Source organism: Halovenus anhuiensis, assembly GCF_037080055.1.
GTDB lineage: Archaea > Halobacteriota > Halobacteria > Halobacteriales > Haloarculaceae > Halovenus.
Map to the genome: position 1 here is coordinate 1,023,145 of NZ_JBAOJI010000001.1, position 18,445 is coordinate 1,041,589.

13 protein-coding genes and 1 tRNA gene are annotated in these 18,445 nt (G+C 60.6%); 3 read left to right on the forward strand and 11 right to left on the reverse strand.

Going from position 1 to position 18,445, the window contains the following annotated elements:
* Nucleotides 1-5: 5 nt before the first annotated feature.
* From V8P86_RS05250 to V8P86_RS05280, 7 genes are all read right to left on the reverse strand, one after another.
* On the reverse strand, nucleotides 6-209 hold the full coding sequence (locus V8P86_RS05250; protein ID WP_336326186.1) for a hypothetical protein: 204 nt from the start codon (nucleotides 207-209) through the stop codon (nucleotides 6-8).
* 42 nt (nucleotides 210-251) lie between these two features.
* On the reverse strand, nucleotides 252-452 hold the full coding sequence (locus tag V8P86_RS05255) for a hypothetical protein (RefSeq protein ID WP_336326187.1): 201 nt from the start codon (nucleotides 450-452) through the stop codon (nucleotides 252-254).
* Between the two features lie 129 nt (nucleotides 453-581).
* Nucleotides 582-962, reverse strand: a complete 381-nt coding sequence (locus V8P86_RS05260; protein ID WP_336326188.1) for a secondary thiamine-phosphate synthase enzyme YjbQ — start codon at nucleotides 960-962, stop codon at nucleotides 582-584.
* A gap of 51 nt (nucleotides 963-1,013) precedes the next feature.
* Nucleotides 1,014-3,032: a SpoVR family protein gene (locus V8P86_RS05265; protein WP_442909352.1), complete on the reverse strand. Its 2,019-nt coding sequence runs from the start codon at nucleotides 3,030-3,032 to the stop codon at nucleotides 1,014-1,016.
* Complete coding sequence (locus V8P86_RS05270) at nucleotides 3,029-4,360, reverse strand: YeaH/YhbH family protein (protein WP_336326189.1); 1,332 nt, start codon at nucleotides 4,358-4,360, stop codon at nucleotides 3,029-3,031. Before V8P86_RS05270 ends, V8P86_RS05265 begins: the two co-directional genes overlap by 4 nt.
* A complete protein-coding gene (locus tag V8P86_RS05275) occupies nucleotides 4,351-6,630 on the reverse strand; it encodes a PrkA family serine protein kinase (RefSeq protein ID WP_336326190.1) in 2,280 nt (759 codons plus the stop codon). The genes V8P86_RS05270 and V8P86_RS05275 overlap by 10 nt, the downstream gene beginning before the upstream one ends.
* A gap of 3 nt (nucleotides 6,631-6,633) precedes the next feature.
* Complete coding sequence (locus V8P86_RS05280; RefSeq protein WP_336326191.1) at nucleotides 6,634-8,703, reverse strand: PrkA family serine protein kinase; 2,070 nt, start codon at nucleotides 8,701-8,703, stop codon at nucleotides 6,634-6,636.
* Nucleotides 8,704-9,118: 415 nt separating this feature from the next.
* Here V8P86_RS05280 and V8P86_RS05285 point away from each other — a divergent pair, with 415 nt between their 5' ends.
* Nucleotides 9,119-9,499, forward strand: coding sequence for a DUF5820 family protein (locus V8P86_RS05285; protein WP_336326192.1), 381 nt, complete (start codon nucleotides 9,119-9,121; stop codon nucleotides 9,497-9,499).
* 67 nt (nucleotides 9,500-9,566) lie between these two features.
* Nucleotides 9,567-10,871, forward strand: a complete 1,305-nt coding sequence (locus tag V8P86_RS05290; RefSeq protein WP_336326193.1) for a hypothetical protein — start codon at nucleotides 9,567-9,569, stop codon at nucleotides 10,869-10,871.
* 27 nt (nucleotides 10,872-10,898) lie between these two features.
* Here V8P86_RS05290 and V8P86_RS05295 read toward each other — a convergent pair whose 3' ends face one another.
* From V8P86_RS05295 to V8P86_RS05305, 3 genes are all read right to left on the reverse strand, one after another.
* Nucleotides 10,899-14,585 carry a carboxypeptidase regulatory-like domain-containing protein gene (locus V8P86_RS05295; protein ID WP_336326194.1) on the reverse strand — a complete coding sequence of 1,229 codons (3,687 nt, stop codon included), beginning with the start codon at nucleotides 14,583-14,585 and terminating at the stop codon, nucleotides 10,899-10,901.
* A gap of 453 nt (nucleotides 14,586-15,038) precedes the next feature.
* Complete coding sequence (locus V8P86_RS05300; RefSeq protein ID WP_336326195.1) at nucleotides 15,039-16,310, reverse strand: PrsW family intramembrane metalloprotease; 1,272 nt, start codon at nucleotides 16,308-16,310, stop codon at nucleotides 15,039-15,041.
* A 113-nt stretch (nucleotides 16,311-16,423) separates the two neighbouring features.
* The gene (locus V8P86_RS05305) at nucleotides 16,424-17,281 is read right to left on the reverse strand and encodes a UbiA family prenyltransferase (RefSeq protein WP_336326196.1); all 858 of its coding nucleotides are present in this window, start codon (nucleotides 17,279-17,281) and stop codon (nucleotides 16,424-16,426) included.
* A gap of 142 nt (nucleotides 17,282-17,423) precedes the next feature.
* On the opposite strand from V8P86_RS05305, the gene V8P86_RS05310 reads away from it, so the two are divergent.
* On the forward strand, nucleotides 17,424-18,131 hold the full coding sequence (locus tag V8P86_RS05310; protein WP_336326197.1) for a DUF7978 family protein: 708 nt from the start codon (nucleotides 17,424-17,426) through the stop codon (nucleotides 18,129-18,131).
* A 195-nt stretch (nucleotides 18,132-18,326) separates the two neighbouring features.
* Here the strand turns inward: V8P86_RS05310 and V8P86_RS05315 are convergent.
* Nucleotides 18,327-18,400, reverse strand: a tRNA-Lys gene (locus V8P86_RS05315).
* Between the last annotated feature and the right edge of the window lie 45 nt (nucleotides 18,401-18,445).

Sequence of the window (18,445 nt, forward strand, 5' to 3'; positions counted from 1 at the left end):
GCGGCTCACTCCGCGACCTGCGGTTGTTCGTCCCACGTCCACCGGTAGGCGACGTAGCCCACCCAGCAGACCTGTATGAAAAAGATCGTCGCCCACGCTGCGACACGGGCGAGTTCGGTTGGATAGACGACGTACGCGAAAAAGATGAGGGCGAGCGAGACCAGAACGACTGCGAAGTCGTACCGATATCGTGAGAGGAGCCCGGACATACCCGGAGTACGGACCCGGTCGGTATATGGGTAGCGACTGCGTCAGGAGGGGTCACCTTCGACGCCGTACATCCACTTGGTGCCGTAGTAGACGAACCACGCCATCCAGATGGTGAAAATGACGAGCCACGCACTATACTGGACGATCGTATTCGGGTAGATCACGTAGGCGAACACGAGAAGGGCAACGGCAGAGAGCCCTGCCGCGTAGTCGAGAAGACTGGGTGTCGGTGGCTCTACCATTACCCTGTATTGGCGGTCCGAATAAATGAGCAGTTCGGTTCCCCGCGGTCATACTGGTGGCTGTAAATTCGTAGAGATATTCGACTCCACGTGGCGTCGAAATTCTTCAGTTTCGTACAGCCACCAGTATCAGCCCACGACCCTGACGGTCCGACGCCGCGGGCCGTCACACTCCACGAACAACACCGACTGCCACCGCCCGAGTTGGGGCGACCCGTCGACGACCGGAATCGTCACGTCGGGGCCGACGAGCAACGAGCGGATGTGTGAGTCGGCGTTATCATCGATCTGATCGTGTTTCCAGCCGGAATCGTCGACGAGATCCGACAGCGCCGATTCGAAGTCTTCGAGCAACCGCGATTCGGCCTCGTTGACGGTCACGCCGGCCGTCGTGTGCTCGACGAATACCGTCACCGTCCCGTCGGCGTCGTCCGGAATCGCCTCGCTGACGCGCTCTGTGATGTCGATCACGGAGAGTCGCTCCGCTGTGCTGACCTCGAACGATTCCATACTGGGTGCAACGAAGACGACAAAAAAGACAGTTCGGGTCGGGCTAGCCAGTCAGGCTAGCCACTCCTCGGGCTTGGTGTCGTAATCGATATCGGTAGCCGCGAGGTGTTCGACCTCGGTCCATTCGAGGTCCTCCTGCCGGAACTCCTTGCCGTTGTACCGAATCTCCAGGCCTTGCTCTTTGGGCTCGGGTTCGCGGTCCCGTCGCCGGGCGACTTCTAGATCGTGGTCGTCGTATTCTTTGACGATGCTCCGCAGAGCAACCGGCCGACCCCAGAGCTCGAAGATCCGTTCGAGGGTATCCTTGGCCTGCTCCAGATCCAGTGCCACGCCGTTGTATCGGTGTTCCAAGAGCAGTTCGTTGCGGTTGCGGTAGTTGCCGTCCGAAACCACGATTGTCGGCTTCCCGAAGTTGGTGAACTGCAGCATCAGCTTCTTTTTCACGTCCCGATAGTCCGTCGACGTAGCCCGGTAATCACCCGAGGACTGCATGTACTCGTAGGTGAAGTAGTTGTGTTCGTCGACGAACTCCTGGGTGAGGAACTCGTCGAGGAAGGTCACGTCGTTGTGACTCTCGCGGATCTCCCGCATCCGGTCCCAACCAACGGTATAGTCGACGTTCGACAGCGCCTCCTCGATGCTGTCGTATTTCGAGTCGTCGAACATGTATCGGGAGATCTGCTCTAACTCCTCCATCGAGATCCGAGAGACGAACCCGCGATTCTGCGGTTTGGTCAGCGAGTAGTGTCGCTCCGCCATACCCTCGTAGGTGAGAACCTTCCACGGATACTTGTCGAGGTCGGCCTCACCCGCCCGGGCCGCTTCGAGTGCCTCGGCGTCGATCCGCGGATCCTCGGGATCGATGCCATCCAGGTGGTCCGGATCGATACAGGCGACCATCGGGTCGGGTTCGAGCGCGGAAAGGACTGCCTCGAAGTCGACAGTGTCGTGGAAGTTCCGCCAGGAGATGCCCTCGATGCAGAGCAGTTCCTCGACGACGTGGCGGCGGTTGGCGGTGTTCTCGACGAACTTCCAGAGTTGCAGCCCCAGGCTGTAGGGGTTCAGTCCGCCCGATCCGAGCACTTTCGACATGTGATCGGCGTAGGTGATGAACTCGTTGCCGTCCGCGAAGTTTTCGTCGGCCATCATCAGCGACTCGTAGTAACTGGCCCAGCCCTCGTTCATCACCTTCGTCATCTTCTGGGGCGCGAAGTAGTACGCTTCCGTCCGCAGGATTTCGAGGATATCTTTCTGCCAGTCTTCCATCTCGACGGCTTTCTCGGCGTCGCGGTCGTACCGCCGCCCGTGTTTTCGCAGGAAGGCAAGAATGTCTCGCTGGGGTTCCTCCGGGAAGGTGCTCGCGTCGTCGTCCTCCCGTCGGGCTTCGAGCCACTCGTCGTCGAAGACTTCCTGGCGGACTTCCTCGGAGAGTTGCAGATCACCGAGTTCGTCGGAGAGTTCCTCGGTGTCGATATCCGGGGCGTCCTCGTCCAGATCGAGCGGAGCGTACGGCTGATGCTGGTCGATGTTGTCCTCCAGACAGAGGACGTGGTCGATCCACTTCTCAACCTCGGCGCGTTCGATGTCGGGATCCTGCATATACTCCCGGATCGTCTCGCCGTGACGGGCGAGGCGGGCGGCCGCGTCGGGATTGTCGGTGAACATCCCGAACCACTCGTTGTTCGCGAAGAAATCGGAGTGAGCCTCGACGTGGGTGATGACCGCCTTCTGGTCGGCCAGGGCGTTCGAGATCTGGAGGAAGGCGTGGGCGGGGTTGTCATTGTTGACGATCTCGAAGGCCTTGCCGCCGAGGAACTGGCCCTGCTTCTGCTGGCGGTCGTAGGTCATCCCCCACCGCCAGTGGGGATACCGCTGCTGGAACCCTCCATAGGCGATCAGTTCGTTCATCTCGTCGTAGTCGACGATCCAGTAGTTGACCGGGTAGGGGTCGAGACCGACCTTCTTTGCCAGTTCGGCCGCTTCCCGGACCGGCTCTTCGAGGCGGTCAGCCTCGCGTTGCATCTCGATGTCTTCCGGTGCGGTGATCGGACTGTCGTTGGTGTCACTCATTGCTCTCCTCCATCGTTGTCCTCAGTGCTGAGAATCTCGTAGATCGCGTCGGTCACGTCGTCCGGACTGGAGACGTACGCGACCGCCACGTCGTCGCTGCCTGTGAAGTGCTGTTGGACCTCCTCGGCGTGGGTCGCGTTGATCGCGTTGCCCGAGGGCTGGGTTTCGACGTAGGCGTGCAGGTTGGCGTCGATTTCCTCCATCAGCGGGATCACCTTGTCCTCGGTGTCGTTCGAGGAGTTCTCGGAGTCACCCGCCGCGAAGACGTAGCGGTTCCAGTCGCTGAAGGGGTACTCCTCGTCCAGTCGCTCCTTCGCGAGTTCGTACGCACTCGAAATGCGGGTGCCACCGCCGGATCGGATGCCGAAGAAGTCGTCGCGTTCGACCTCCCACGCGTCGGCGTCGTGGGCGATGTAGACGAACTCCGCGTTGTCGTATTTCCCTTGGAGGTACCAATCGAGCGGGGTGAACGTTCTCTCGACGAGTTCGCGTTTCTTCTGGCGCATGCTGCCGGAGACGTCCCGGATGTTCACCACGACGACGTTCTTCTCGCGTTCTTCGATGATCTCGGGGTAGCGGTAGCGTTCGTCCTCCCGGCGGAATGGTACCTCGTCGATACCCTCCCGGCGGATTCGCTGGGCGGTGCTCGTCCGCTCGACATCCGTTTCCATCTCCTCCAGGTCGTCGTAAGTCCCGCGTTCCTCGCGGGACAACTCCTCGTAGGCGTTGTCGATCCACGCCCGCGAGACGGGGAAATTCTCCTGATTTCGGGCCCACTCGAAGACCCTGGCGGGCCCCCAGCCGTCGATTTTGAGGGCTGCACGGACGTAATCACGGTCGAAGTCCATCGCGAGTTTGCGCTTCAGGCCTTTCTTGAACAGTCGCTCGAAATCCAGCGTTCCGGTCGGGCCGGTTCGCGTGAGGTCGGTGTAATCGCCCTCTTTCTCCTCGATGACTTTCTTCCCTTTCGGGTCGAGATCCAGCCCCAACTGCTCGTCGAGTTCCTCGGCGAACTCCTCGGGATCCATCTCGTAGTACTCGTGTTCGCCACCTTCCTCGCCGGGGTCGCCGTCTTCGCCGTCCTCGTCGCCGGGTTCGGGGTCGCCGACCGGGTCGCCGGGTTGCGGCGTGCCGTCTTCGCCCTGGCCGACACCGCCCATATCGCGTTGGTCGTACTCGAACTCCGGGAGGTCGATGATCTTGATCGGGATGCGGACCTCGTCGCGTCTGCTCTGCCCGAGGTCACCGTACTGGATGAACTCCGAGAGATCCTGCCGGCGGTCCTCGCCGACTTCTTTGTACCGTTCGAGGTCGTCTCTCAGTCCCATCTGTAACTCACCTGGCTCATGACGTATCGGCTGGTTAGCTCGGCCGAGGCCTCGCTGTACTCGAAGAGTTCTTGCATGTTCTGGATGGTCTCACGTTTGATGTCGGCCGTCTCCGTGCCACTCGGTGGGTTGTCCCACTGCCGGGGATCGAAGTCCTCGAAGGTCCGCTTGATATCGTCCCAGTCGTGGGTGCCGAGCACCGACTTGATGACGGGAATCTCTTTGGGATTGACATCGGAGACGCGGAACTCCTCGTCGCGGTGACGCCACGCGTGGCGGTTCAGCGCCGTGATGATCTTCTCCTTGCGGAAGAGACGGACCTCCTCGTGGGGCTTGTCGCCGGTGTAGTTGTCCTCGTTGAACCGCCCGAGATGTTCGATCTCGAAGACTTTCATCTTCAGCAGATCTGGTTCGACCAGTTCGCCGCGGTCGTTCTCGATGCGTTCGCCCTCGGCCCACGCGTAGACGTGTTCGACGTACTCCTCGACGGTTTGCTCGTCGACGCGTTTGTCCCGCATCATCGCATCCAGTACGTCCTCCTCCTGCTGGCTGAAGATGTAGTTTTTCACCGGTGCGACCCGGTCCTCGAACTCCGTGGCCTCGGTGTTCGAGAATACCGGCGCATCGGAGAGTCGTTCGGCCATCGCATTGATCAGATCCCGCGGCATGATCACTTCCTCGACCGGCAGATGTTCGTCGAAGCGATCTGACTCTTCGTGCAGCAGGTCCGCGATGATATCCCGGGTGTAGGTGACCGGGATGCCGTGTTTGCCGTCGCTGGCCTCGTCGCTGAACTCGAACTCTTCGATCTCGATGCGCTCGTCGCCGTCCCGGAGATAACCGCGGTCGAACAACAGCGCTTTGTCGGTCAGATCGAGGTCCTCGGGGAGATCCGACGCGTCCAGCCGCGAGACGACGGCGTACAGCGCCGCCCCCTCGATGGCGTGGGGTGCGAGTTCGCGCTCGGTCACTGCCCCGCTGCTGTCCCGGACACTGATCGTAATCGGTTCGCGGATCCACTCCTCCAGTTGATCCCAACTGTTTGCGTCCCAGACGGTCGTCTCCTCTGTGAGTTCCCGGCGCAGTAGTTCGGCCTCCAAAGAGAGGTTTGTCAGGTAGGTGAACTGGTGTTTGTCCAGCCGCCGTTTCAGCGCCTTCAGCGGGTCGGTTCCGTTGCGGTCGGCGTGCTGATTCAGTTGGTCCTCCAGGTCGGGATTCGAGATGACGATCAACTGCGTGTCGACATCCATCCCGATCCCCTTGTCGAGTTTGACGCGGCTCTCGTCGGGAACGTTGAGCAGCTTCTGGAGCAGGTCGGCGTGCTGGGCGGCGTCCTCGACGATGGTCACGAGGCCGTTGCCCTGCGAGAGGACGCCGTCGAAGGAGAACGCCTGCGGGTTCTTTCGGCCCCGCGAGTCCAATTCTCGTAGCATTCCGTGCATCCACGAGCCGACCAGTCGCTCTTTCGGCGAGCCGTCGTCTTCGCTGTGGAGGACGCCGATGCCGTGGCCCACGTCGACGACGAAGTTCTTGATCCGGAGGTGGTTCGGGCTCGTCACTGCGGAGAACAGGTCGCCGACGCCGTCGCGGCGATACTGCTCTTCGAGGTAGTCGTAGGCCTCCCGGCAGAACGGATCCATCTCCGCCTCCATCCGGACCGGGATGTGGTCGTCCAGTCGCTCGTTGAGTTCGGCGAGCAGTTCCGCTCGAACGTCCTCGGGGAACACGGAGAGGGGGTGTGACTGGACCGGGCTCTCGTACCAGTCGTCCTCGTCGGCGGAGACTTCGTCACCGTAGGTCAGGCCGGGTTGGTCGCTGACGCCGGCGATGTTCCATTCCATCGTGTACCGCCGGCCGGCCTCGGTTTTCGAGTACTCCCGGAGGCCGTTGATCAGACAGCGCTTGAGTTCGGATTTGCCCGTCGCCGTCGGGCCGTCGAGCCAGAGGATCTTCTCGTCTTTCCCCCGGCCCGCGGCAATCGATCGCAGGTCGTCGACGAAGCGGTTGAGCACCTCGGTGTTGCCGAGAATCGCGTGCTCGCCGTCGTTCCACGGGTCGTCGAAGAAGCGATACCGCTCCTTTTCTTCGCCTTCCTCGATGACCGTTCGGGTACCTGCGTGCTCGATGGCGTTGAGCAGATACTTCGATGCGTGGGCGGCTTGCTGGGGATGGTTGAGCAGATGCTCGACGTACTCGTCGAGGCTCATCGGGCGCTGGTAGGCCTCGTCGAGTTCCCGGTTGGCCGCCTCGATGTAATCCTCGGAACTCACGGCTTACTCCTCCATTTCACTCTTTGCGACCTCGGCGCCGGCGAATTCGAGCACTTCCTTGGCTCCTTCCTCGGAGTAGCCCTGCTCCATGAGCGCGTCGATCCACTGGTTGCGCTCGTCGTCGTCCATCTCACCGCTGGAGACCAGCGCCGAGAAGTTGATGTTGTGTTTCTTGTCCTCCCAGAGTTTTCGCTCTAGCGCGCGGCGCAGGCGGTCGTTGTCCTGCGGATCGAAGGTCTCCCCTTCGCGAGCACGGCGTGAGACCCAGTTGGCGACCTCCTGACGGAAGTCGTCCTTGCGGTCCTCGGGGAGATTCAGTTTCTCCTCGACCGAGCGGAGGAACTGCTCGTCCGGTTCCTGCTCGCGGCCCGTGATCTCATCTTCGACGGTGTCGTCGTCGATGTAGGCCATGACGTGGTCCATGTACTTCTCGCCCTGGCGCTGGATCTCGTCTAAGTCGTACGCCAGCGCGTGCCGGACATCCTCGATGGCCCGCTCCTTGTACTCCTCGCGGACGAGTTCGAGATAGCGGTAGTAGGTCTCGAACATCTCGTCGGAGATCGAGCCGTGGTTTTCGAGGTTGTCTTCGAGATGGTTGAACGTCGTCAACGGCGAGAGGAAGTTCCGACTGCGGTGCATCGAGTCCATGATCGCCTCGGCGATCTCGTCGCCGACAAAGCGCGGGGAGACGCCGGTCATCCCCTCTCCGATCTCGACCTTCTCGGCGGCCTCTTCTTGCAGTTTCTTCACGTCGATGTCGTCGGTCTCGTCGATTTCGCCGTTGTAGGCTTTGGCCTTCTGGACGAGGTCGATACTACTGGTGTCGGGTTCTTCGATCCGGGTGAGCACGCCGAACAGCCCCGCCATTTCGAGGGTGTGTGGCTCGACCTGAATATCCGGCAAGTCGGCGTTTCGGAGCATCTTCCGGTAGATTTCGGCCTCGTTATCGTAGGAGAGGACGTACGGGAAGTCGATCCGCTTGGTCCGGTCGTTGAACGCCTCCATCTTCTCGTCGCCTTTCTTGTCGCGGTATTCGGGCATGTTCGTCCGGCCGACGATCACCTGATCGATGTCGATCCGGGGGTTGTTCTTCGGCTTGATCGTCTGCTCCTGGGTGGCGTGCAAGAAGTCGTAGAGAAACTCCCGTTGCAGTTTTAGTAACTCCTCACCAGAGAACACGCCCCGGTTGGCATTACAGAACGCACCCGAGTAGTCGAAGGCACGCGGATCGGACTCCCCGTAGACCGCGATTTTCGAGTAGTTGACATCGCCGGTAAGTTCGGTCTCGTCCTGGTTTTTCTTGTCTTTGGGCTCGAAGGTCTCGATGCCCTGTCGCTTGTTCTCGTCGGCGAGCAGGCGAACGATCTCAATGTGGTTTTCGAGCACAGACTGCAGGTCGTCGTCGTAGTGGGCGAGCAGTCTGTCCATGTAGAACTCACTGGCCGGGTCCAGCGCCTGCTCGTTGCGGATGGTATACGGCGCGTCAAGGTTCTCGTTCATCTCCGTGATGACCGACTGGCGCTGCTTTTCGGGGAGGAGAACGATGGGATCCTGATTCATCGGCGAACGGACCACGTCGTCGCCGGGGTCCTGGTCGTCGATGATATCACAGAGATTCGTCCAGCGGAAGGTGTACATCCGACCGTCGTCGCGGGTCGTGTAGTCCTCGAAGTACTTCCGGACCTGCGAGTCGAAGTCGGACTTCCCGGAACCGACCGGACCGAGCAACAACAGAATACGGCGCTCGGGGCCGAGTCCGCGAGCGCCTGATTTGACCTTGTTGACGAACTCGTGGATCGCTTCGTGAATCACGCGACCGTAGAAGGTGTTCTCCCCGTCGTCGAGCGGATCCTCGGAGGCGAGTTTGTACTCGACGACGCCTTTGTCCTCGTCGTACTCGGTCCCGTAGAAATCGAACATATCCGCGATCCGCTGGTGGGCACTACGGGCGATTTTCGGATCTTCCTGCAGTTCGTCGAGATACCAGTCGAACGGGTGGGTCCGACGCAGGTCACTTGGGATGGTATCGCGGTACTCCTGGCTCAGTGATTCGAGCGTGTTGTGTTTACTCATGGTGGGTCCTGAAGGTAGTTTGCTGGCGATCAGCCGGCACGGCGAAGCGGGTGGTCCGCTCGCTACCAACGACCGCCGATCTGAACGGTGGATGCTGGGGCGCGCAGCCGACAGGTGGCAGTGATTCACGTGGTTTCGACATGTGTTTCCATACCATGCGGTTGTCAGCTAACAATCAGTATTGGGGTATGATTGTGTGTGGATGACTACCGATACTATTTATTATACGAGTGCTCTGCGCATATAAATCTGTATGCCGTCCCGGAGTTATCGGGGAACAGCACCGGGGCCGAGACACACAGAAACCCCGTGACGAGAGCCGGTCGGCGGAGACTGGCCGCCCCAAATGTCGATTTGGGTTTTTATATCGACTCGGGTGAAAAAGCCACATGCCGGTAGGGCTCGAACGGGACATATGGGATTCGAGGAGTTACCCGAGGGATGGACGGTCTGGAACGAAGAGCCTCGGAAGATCATTCTCACGTACAGACCAGACGTGTTCAATACGGACGCCTATCCGGCCCCTTGCCTGCCGACGATTCACATCCGACAGGGCCGGCCGAGTCGCAAACCGGGCCGGAACACCCCAGCCCCCGACGCGCCGTGGTACGTCCAGTTGTTTCTCGAACCGGACGTGTCGACGGACGACGACTCCTACGACGGACGCGAGGCCGCCGAAGCGGGCGCGAGACGACTCGCCGAGCAGTTTGCAAGCGGAGCACTCGATTACAGAGCACTCTATCAGGTGCCCCGCGAGGAGTATCTCGACAAACTTGACGACCTCCTCGGCTCCTAAAGGGACTCCTATACACACGGCAGGCGTTATGTTCGTCTCTGTTGACTAGACAGTAATCGAGCCGATCATGTCCCGGACTGTCCCGTTCACTGTTCTCGAAGAGGCCGTGTACAACATCGAGCAGACGTTCACACCGTGGAACATCCAACTCGAACTCGAAACGAGCGAACCGATCAGCATCGACCGGCTCGAGTCCGCCGTGCGCACGGCCTGTGCGATCCACCCCCTCGCGCGAGCACAAAAGTGTCCCGCGAGCACGCTCGACACCGATTACGTCTGGGAGATTCCGGACGTTCCCGACGCAGGATCGATAACCGAACGAACCGACAGCTCATCGGTATCGGCGGCACGGAGCGAGTTCTACGCCGAGTCGTTCGATCTCGAAGAAGAGCCACCGTTTCGCGTTCTCGTCCTCCGAGGTAAGGGGATCGACGACGGCGACCGCCTCTGTCTGTCGGTCAGTCACACGCCGGCGGACGGAGTCGCGACGCTTCGACTGCTCCGAACGATCTGTCGGGCCTACCGTGGCGAGAAGCCCGCAGCCGAAGGCATTCCGCTGGCAGAGTCCCGCCAGTTAGTCGAGGAGATTCGCCCCTCGGGACTGTCCGATCGCGTCCAGTTGCTCGGTGCCGCGACGAGCCATCTCGGAAAGCTACTCGACCGGCCGTCTCGGCTGGCGAGTGACTCTACCACAGGGCAGTCGGGCTGGGGATTCGTCCACCGGCAACTCGACGAGACGCTCTTCGAGAGCGTGGTCGAGAATCGGCCTGCCGACACCTCAATCAACGACATGCTCCTGACAGCGGTCCATCTGGCGGTCGATATCTGGAACAGCGACCACGGTGACCCCGCGGGCAAGATCAGTCTCCTGATGCCGGTCAACCTTCGCCCCGAGGAGTGGTTTTACGACGTGTTCGGTATGTACGCGCTCTTCGAGAGCATCGTCACACGACCGACACACCGCGACGATCCGCAATCGGCCGTCGAGGCGGTGCGCTCACAGACGACCACGATCAAACAGGAACAGCGGGCGGCAGCGCTTCTCGAATCGCTCAACCTCGTTCCGAACGTGACGCCAGTCGGCATCAAACGTCGCTCGCCCGAACTGTTGCGTGGCCCGGGCGAGAGTCTGGTTGATACGGTGATGCTCTCGAATCTCGGCCGAGTGCCGGAGCTTTCCGGAATCGGCGAAGCGGAGCCGACGCTTTGGTTCTCGCCACCTTCGTGGCAACCGACACCAGTGAGTATCGGTGTCGTGACTGCCGGCGGGACAATGCAGATCGTCTTCCGGCACATGTACACCGCGCTTGACGACGCTGCCGCGATCGAATTCGCCGACTGCTTCGAGAGACAGCTCCGACGGCTCGTCTAAAAAAGAAGTGTGGTCCGGCTGGAGGACTTACTGGTCGCTAAACTCGAACTCGAAGGGGAGTTCGAGCCAAGCGAGGCCAGGATCTTCGAGCGGGAGTCCGAGCTGGTCGTCCAGCAGCGGGTTGCCGCTTTTCTCCGGCACTGTGTACTCGTTGTCGACGAGCGTGGCCTGGTTGTTCTCGAAGTCCGCACTACCCTGGAGGCCGTCTTCGCTCGCCGCACCGTCGCTGAGTTCGGTGACAAGTTTGACATCGAACTGGAAGGAGTCACCGGTTAGCGCCAGGGTGACGTTGAGCGTCCCCTCTGCGGTCATCACGTTGTTCTCACGGTCGATCTCGCCCTGCAGCCCGTTCGGGGCAGTCGCCTCGGCGTCGAAGCCGCTGGAGGTCGTCAGCGTCGGGAAGTCGACTTTCGTCGATTCCCACTGACCGCCCTCGGCCTCACCTTCGATGACGATCGGACTCTTGTCGCCGGAGCCGTCGGGGAAGCTGATCCCGTTCGCACGAGCATCGTCGATAGTCGTCTCGTCGAAGGAGATGAATCCGCCGGTGCTCGTCGCCGTGAAGCTGTACGATTCGACCAGATCGAGGGACAGCGACAGTTCGGTGGTCGAATCAGCCTCGATAGTCGCCGATCCCGTCGTCGTCTTGCCCTCGGCGTCGACACTCACGTCGTACGTGCCGGTTTCGAGGCCGCTGAAGGTTGCGACGCCGCTTGCGTCGGTCTGTGCAGTCTGCCCATCGACCGTGACGGTCGCACCTTCGATGGCGTTGCCGTCTTGGTCAGTGGCACTCACTTCGAGTGCGCCCGTCTCCGGCGGCAGTTCGAGTGACACGGAGGCGCTGACAGTCGAATCGGCCTCGACGGTCGCCTGCGTGGTCGCACTCTCGTCCTCTGCTTCGACGGTCACGTCGTACGTGCCGGTTTCGAGGCCGCTGAAGGTTGCGACGCCGCTTGCGTCGGTCTGTGCAGTCTGCCCATCGACCGTGACGGTCGCACCTTCGATGGCGTTGCCGTCTTGGTCAGTGGCACTCACTTCGAGTGCACCTGTCTCCGGCGGCAGTTCGACCGTCACGTCTGCCGTCGTGGTCGAACCTGCTTCGACGGTTGCGGAGGTGGTTGCGCTCTCACCGTCGGCTTCGACAGTCACGTCGTAGTCGCCGGCGGCAAGTTCCTCGAAGGTCGCAACGCCGTTTGCATCAGTCTGTGCAGACTGGCCGTCGACGGTGACCGTTGCACCGTCGATCGCGTTTCCGTCCTGGTCGGTCGCACTCACTTCGAGCGTGCCAGTCTGTGGCTGCTGGTTCGAGTCGAAGTCGACATCGAGTGGCAGTTCGAGCCACGCGAGACCCGGCTCTTCGATCGGCAGGCCGAGTTGCTGGTTCAGAAGCGGACTGTCAGTCGTGGTCGGCACCGTGTACTCGTTGTCGACGAAGGTCAGCGTGCCGCCGTCCTCGCTGACATCAAACTCGCCCTCGAGTCCGTCGTCAGTCGCTTCACCGTTACTGGCGCCGGTCGTCATGGCGACATCGAAGCTGAACGTTTCGCCGTTGAGCAGGAGTTCGATCTGCAGCGTCCCTTCGGCCGTGGCGACGCCGCTGGCCGGATCGAACTCACCGCTGAGTCCGTTCGGCGCGGTCGCCTGCGCGTCGAAGCCGCTGCCGTCTTCGGCGGTGTTCAGAACCGGGAAGTCGACTTTCGTCGATTCCCACGTCCCGTCGTCATTGACCTCTGCTTCGATGACGATCGGATCGCTGTCTCCGGAGCCATCCGGGAAGGCGAGTCCTTCGGCGATTGCGTCGTCGAGGCTGGCCTCGTCGAAGGAGATGAACCCGCCAGTGCTGGTGGCCGTAAAGCTATCGACGTCGATGCTCTGGACCTCGATCGTGATGCTCTCAGTCGTCGTCGCATCGGCTTCGATCGTGACCGTTCGCGTGATGGTCTCACCAGCAGCCTCGATAGTCGCCTCGTACTCGCCGGGAGCGAGTTCGAGGGTCGCGAGGCCGTTGTCCGTCTCCGCGGACTGGTCGCCGACCGTAACGGTCCCGTCGAGCGCGTTATCGTTCTGATCGGAGATGTTCACTTCGAGCGTGCCTGTCTCCGGCGGCAGTTCGAGCGTTAGGTCGGCTGTCGTCGTCGAGTCGGCCTCGACGGTCGCCTGCGTGGTCGTGCTCTCGCCGTCGGCTTCGACAGTCACGTCGTACTCGCCGACTTCGAGGTCGCTGAAGGTTGCGACGCCGCTTGCGTCGGTCTGTGCAGTCTGCCCATCGACCGTGACGGTCGCACCCTCGAGTGCGTTGCCGTTCTGGTCGGAAACGCTCACGTCGAGCGTGCCCGTCTCCGGCGGCAGTTCGATCTGGACGCTTTCGCTGGTCGTCTCGCCAGCCTGGACCTCCGCAGTCAGGGAAGCGCTCTCGCCCTCGGCTTCGACCGTCAGGTCGTACGTGCCGGGTTCGACATCGGTGCTGATCTGGCCGTTCGCGTCAGTCGTCGCGTCGATGCCGTCACCGCTCACGCTCGCGCCTTCGATGGCATCGCCGTTCTGGTCGGTCACGCTCACTTCGAGCGTGCCCGTTTCGGGCTCGTCGCCACCGTCGTCGGCCTGTTCGATACTAATATCGAGCGGCAGTTCGAGCCAGTTCTGCCCTGGCTCTTCGATCGGCAGGCCGAGTTGGCTGTCGACGAGCAGGTTGCCCGTCGAGTCGTCGACGATGTACTCGTTGTCGACCAGCGTGGCCGTACCGCCGTCAGCGCTGAGGTCTGCCGAACCGCTCAGCGCACCACTGTCTTCGGTCGTCGTCGCGATATCGAACTGGAAGGTGTCACCGAGAACGTTGACTTCGAGCGTCCCCTCGGCGGTCATGAAGTTACCGTCCTGGTCGATTTCACCTTCGAGTCCGTCGACGGCGGTAACCTCGGCTTCGATTCCGGAGGTCGTGACCGTCGGGAACTCGACGTTCGTGGATTCCCAGGTGCCGTCGTCGTTGATCTTGGCGTCGATCTGGATTCCCTCTGCGGGGAACTCGATACCGTCCGAGCGTGCGGCGTCCTCGGAGTCGGTACCGAAGGAGATGAACCCGCCAGTGTTCGTGGCCGACAGCGTCGACTGCTGCTGTCCACCATCGCCATCGTCGCCATCGTCGCCGTCATCGCCGTCACCGCTACCGATGACGTCGATGGTGCCGGATTCGTAATCAACGTCGTGCTGGAACGCCGAAATATCTTTCAGGAAAGACGGACCCCAACCAACGTTCGAGTCCTCGCTCGGAGTGACTGCCACTTCGGCATCGGAGCCACTACTGGCGGAGAACTCGAGTTCGGCCAGCGTCGCCGGTGCTTCGTCGGGGTCGAGGAAGAAGTCACCGAAGTCGTACCCGTTCTCGATGGTGAGCCGTCCGGGCTTGTCTTCGGTTACCTCGACATCGCCGACCTGGGAGCCAGCAACGCCCTCGAAGTCGAGCGCCTCGTCGTCGTATTCGACGGTGAGAACGAACCAGTTGATCTTCTCGTTACGGGGAACAAAATAGCCGAACCCGGAACGATCAGTCGGCTCGATTTCGACATCGACGGTCGTTTCTGACTCACTCTCTACTGTTGCATCTTCAGCCTCGACGACGAAATCCGCGTCGTCGTCGAAGAAAAACGTCGAGGAAGCGGTCGTTTCTGTACTGAACTCGTCTGTAGACGTATCGTCGGCCGCTGCAGCCGGTGCCATTCCGACACCGACGACTGCAACAGCGATCAGAAACAGCGCAACCGCGAGTATTCTCGCCGCGTTTGTGAAATTATACGTGCGTCTGGAAGTCGTTCGCTTGTGAGCACCCATGTGTCTACCCCACACTCTCCACAACAATCTAATGGTATTTAAAACTACATCATTTGAAACTAATTTACTGTTTCTTTTACCAGACTTGTTAGTAACCGACATACTCTACAATAATTAAATATTCGTTAGCTTGTTCTACGTATACTACAACATATATATAGTTTATACGTAGTATAGCCATACGTATGGCCATATTCCAATTATTGCGATATCATTATTGATATCGAATAGAGATAGTAAACTCAAAGACTGTTTGATAGAGTTTCTACATTTCAGCGATATTGAGACGATGTGCTGACGAGTTGGTCAACACTGGCAGCCAGAAAGAGCAGGGGTGAAGCGTCAGTTCGGCGGACGGCCGTGGTGATACTCCCGGCGTTGGTACAGCGAGCGGTACGAGCGAATCTTCCGGTAGAGGATGGTGAACCAGAATCCGTGGTAGACAACGAGGAAGCCGATGAACGTAATCAGCGAGAGCGGAAGCGTCGTGACGAGGGTGTTGTACAATGCGTGGATAAACGCCGCGATCATAAGCCCCTTGACGACGATAGGCCCGCGCTTCCCGTGATTGAATTTTGCCAGCCCGAGATAGAAGCCAGCCCACGCCGAGAAGATCACGTGACCCGGGCCGACGAACGCGCGCTGGGTGGCAATTTCGATCGCTTGCCCCTGCTGGACAGCGAGGCCTGCCGTGGTCATCTCGACAGAGAACATCAGGATGTAGAGGAGGTTTTCGATCGCAGCGAAGCCAACGCCGGCCATCGCGCCGTAGACGACACCGTCGACGACGGTGCGAAAGGCGTCAGTCCGGAACGCGTAGACGCGGACAGCCAGCCACTTCACCGTCTCTTCGATCGGGCCGACGATCAGAAAATAAAACAGTGTGATGCCGACGACGCCGAACAGCTGAAAGAACGGCTGAACGACGGTATTGACGATTCCTGCGACGCTCGCGAAGCCAACCGCGAGCAGAAACGTCACTGCGAGTCCGATCAACGGCTCCCGTGTTGTCGGGTCGCCGTACCAGAAGTAACCGGCAAGCCCCAGCGCAGGCAGTGTCGAGGCGACGGCCAGTGCGCCGAGGATCGGCTGTTCGAAAACCAGAGCGCCGGCGATGACGAATTGGAAGACAAACAGCGTGATTGCGATACTGAGCAACAACAACCGTTTGCTCGTTTCGAGAGCGTTCGTGATCCGAACAGCGAACCGATCCAGCGGCGAGCGTACCTCCCAACTGGCGATCTCGTAAAGATCGACCCGTCCAGTGAACGAGGCCTGAACCGGATCGCTCGGCTCTGAACCGCGAGTTCGCCGAAACGCTTCCGGGTGGGTCGGCGAACCCGGCGAGGAAGTACCCGGCTGCTGATCACCTGTCGGCCGATCCGTTCTAGTGGTTCGCTGCCGGCCCTGTCGCGGCGGTTTCTCGTTCAACCCCGTCGAACGCGGTTCGCCCTCGGGAGCCAGCCGGACTCCTTCATTGAGGCCGGCTGCCGGATCCGAATGGCGGTCTGACTCTCCGGATGTCGACCGATCAGCGCCGAGCCGTCGCTGTTCGGAGTCGCTGTGGTCTGTATGCCAACTGTCGTCACGCTCGTCGTTCCCCGGCGGTGCCATCGATTGTCGATACGGCCCCGTGGATGTAGAAAGTTCGTATCGACGAGGTGAACAGATTTTCGGGATGGACGGCGCTCGGAGTGGTCGGCCCGTGCCGATCACTCCTTGGGAGGTCACACGATGAGTTCGCTACAGAGGAGTGCAACGGCGAGAAAGATGTGCTCGCTGTCGATGACGAAGCCGTAGAACAGCGGTGTTCGGTTCACCTCGGCAGTGAGGCTATACCCGATCATGTACGCTGTAAACGGAACGAGCAGGAGATACTGCCAGTCGACGACGCCGAGTTGTACGGCGACGGCGACGAGCAGTCCCAAAATTGCACTGGCGGCGGCGGCGCCCTGTCGCGTGCGTCTAACCCCGACGACCAGCGGGACGGTACGGATCCCTTCCGCCCGATCACCCTCGATATCTTTGATGTCGAAGACGACAGCCGCGATCGTCAGCGCCGCGGTGATGAACGCGAACACGAACAGAATATCGACGGTAAATAGCCGCTCGTAGTAGACACCGACACCCAGTGGAATCATCCCCCACGAGAGGCCGACAAGGAGATTTTTGACGATCAAAATCCGTTTCACGCCGACGACCGAGTACAGCACTGCGACAGTGAGCGGGACGATCATCGCCGGTGCTCCCGGAATTCCCGTGAGAATCGCAATCGCCGTCGCGATCAGATAGAGCGTCACCCCCACTGCGAACAGCATCGTCCCGTATCGCTCGACGAAGGATGCTCGCCTCGGAACGTTCTGTTCGTCTTCCGCAAGATCAGTCAGCCGATTGAACGAGTACACGAACAGCGTGACAGCGAAGACGATAAACAGCGGCACTGGATCGAGTGGGAGATCAGCGAGAACGATCGTACTCACAGCCACGCTCGTCGCCGACAGCGAGATGAGCAGATTCGAGTGGACAACCAACAACAGCGCTGATCGAAGGGCTGTAGCCGGGGATCGTCCCAGGTCGTCACTCATCGGTCGATCAGCCCGCTCGTCGGTCTCCCAGCGAAGACGGTTGTGGATGACAAGCCGTCTCGACGTTTGGTCGGGGCGGGAATCAAAATTACGGCAGATCGAGACAGTATCCTTTTGAGGCTGATCCGGTGAGTGACTACGTATGCCTGAGCAAGCCAGCGACCCCGTCGGGAGAGTGCGCGAATACGTTCGGGATGCACCCGTCATCGGGGCGATTCTCGTCGGCGGCGGAAGCTATCTGCTCGGATTCGTTCTCACGTATCTGTTCGTGCTCATCGACGGTGGTCTCGATGCGCAGTCGAGTACTGACGCTGCGGTGGCCGAAACGGGAGTCTTCCAGCAAACGGGACTCGTCGGATTTCCACAACCGGAACCGACGACGATGGAGTTCGTCGGCTGGATCTTCTACAACGCACACTTCGCCGACACGGTCATCACACCGCGGGTCGCCAGCCGCGGCGGGCAGGCAGGCGCCCAGACACAGACTGCGCCCGAGTCGATCAACATCCTCTCGACTGCCTCGACACAGATCCCGAGCGTGGTGTATCAGCTCATTCCGGTGCTCTTGTTGACCGCAGGCGGATACGCGCTCGCGCGAGCGGCACACCTCGCGGTCAGTCGCGATATCCTTCGCGTCGGCCTCGGCGTCCCGATCGGCTACGTTCCCCTCGCTCTGCTCGGGACCTTCCTCTTTCGCACCTCGACGACGGCAGAACCGGAGGGAATCGAGGTGACCGTCAGCGCGAGTCCGAGTCTCGTCGGGCCAGTTGCGATGGCGGTTATCTCGACGCTTTTCGGCATCGTCGGGCTCTATCTCGGCGCACAGAGTCGCGGGGCTGACAGCGATTGACGAAAAATTCTGTTCGAGGAAACGGTTAAGGGATTGGAGCCGACGCAGTTCGGGCCAGCATACGGCGACCGAAGGGAGCCGTTTCACCGGGCGCGATTATGAACTACGTCCGAGAACCTGCGCTTCGCGCAGAACCTCGACCTACTTCAAATCCCGCCGTGGCGTTTTCACTGCTCACAGTTATTCGCAGGAAAACGGGCCGGGCGCGATTTGAACACGCGACCGACGGATTAAGAGTCCGTCGCTCTGCCAAACTGAGCTACCGGCCCAAGCAACCGGACATAACTGCACCGCGCTAAAAGGCGTTTCCTTTC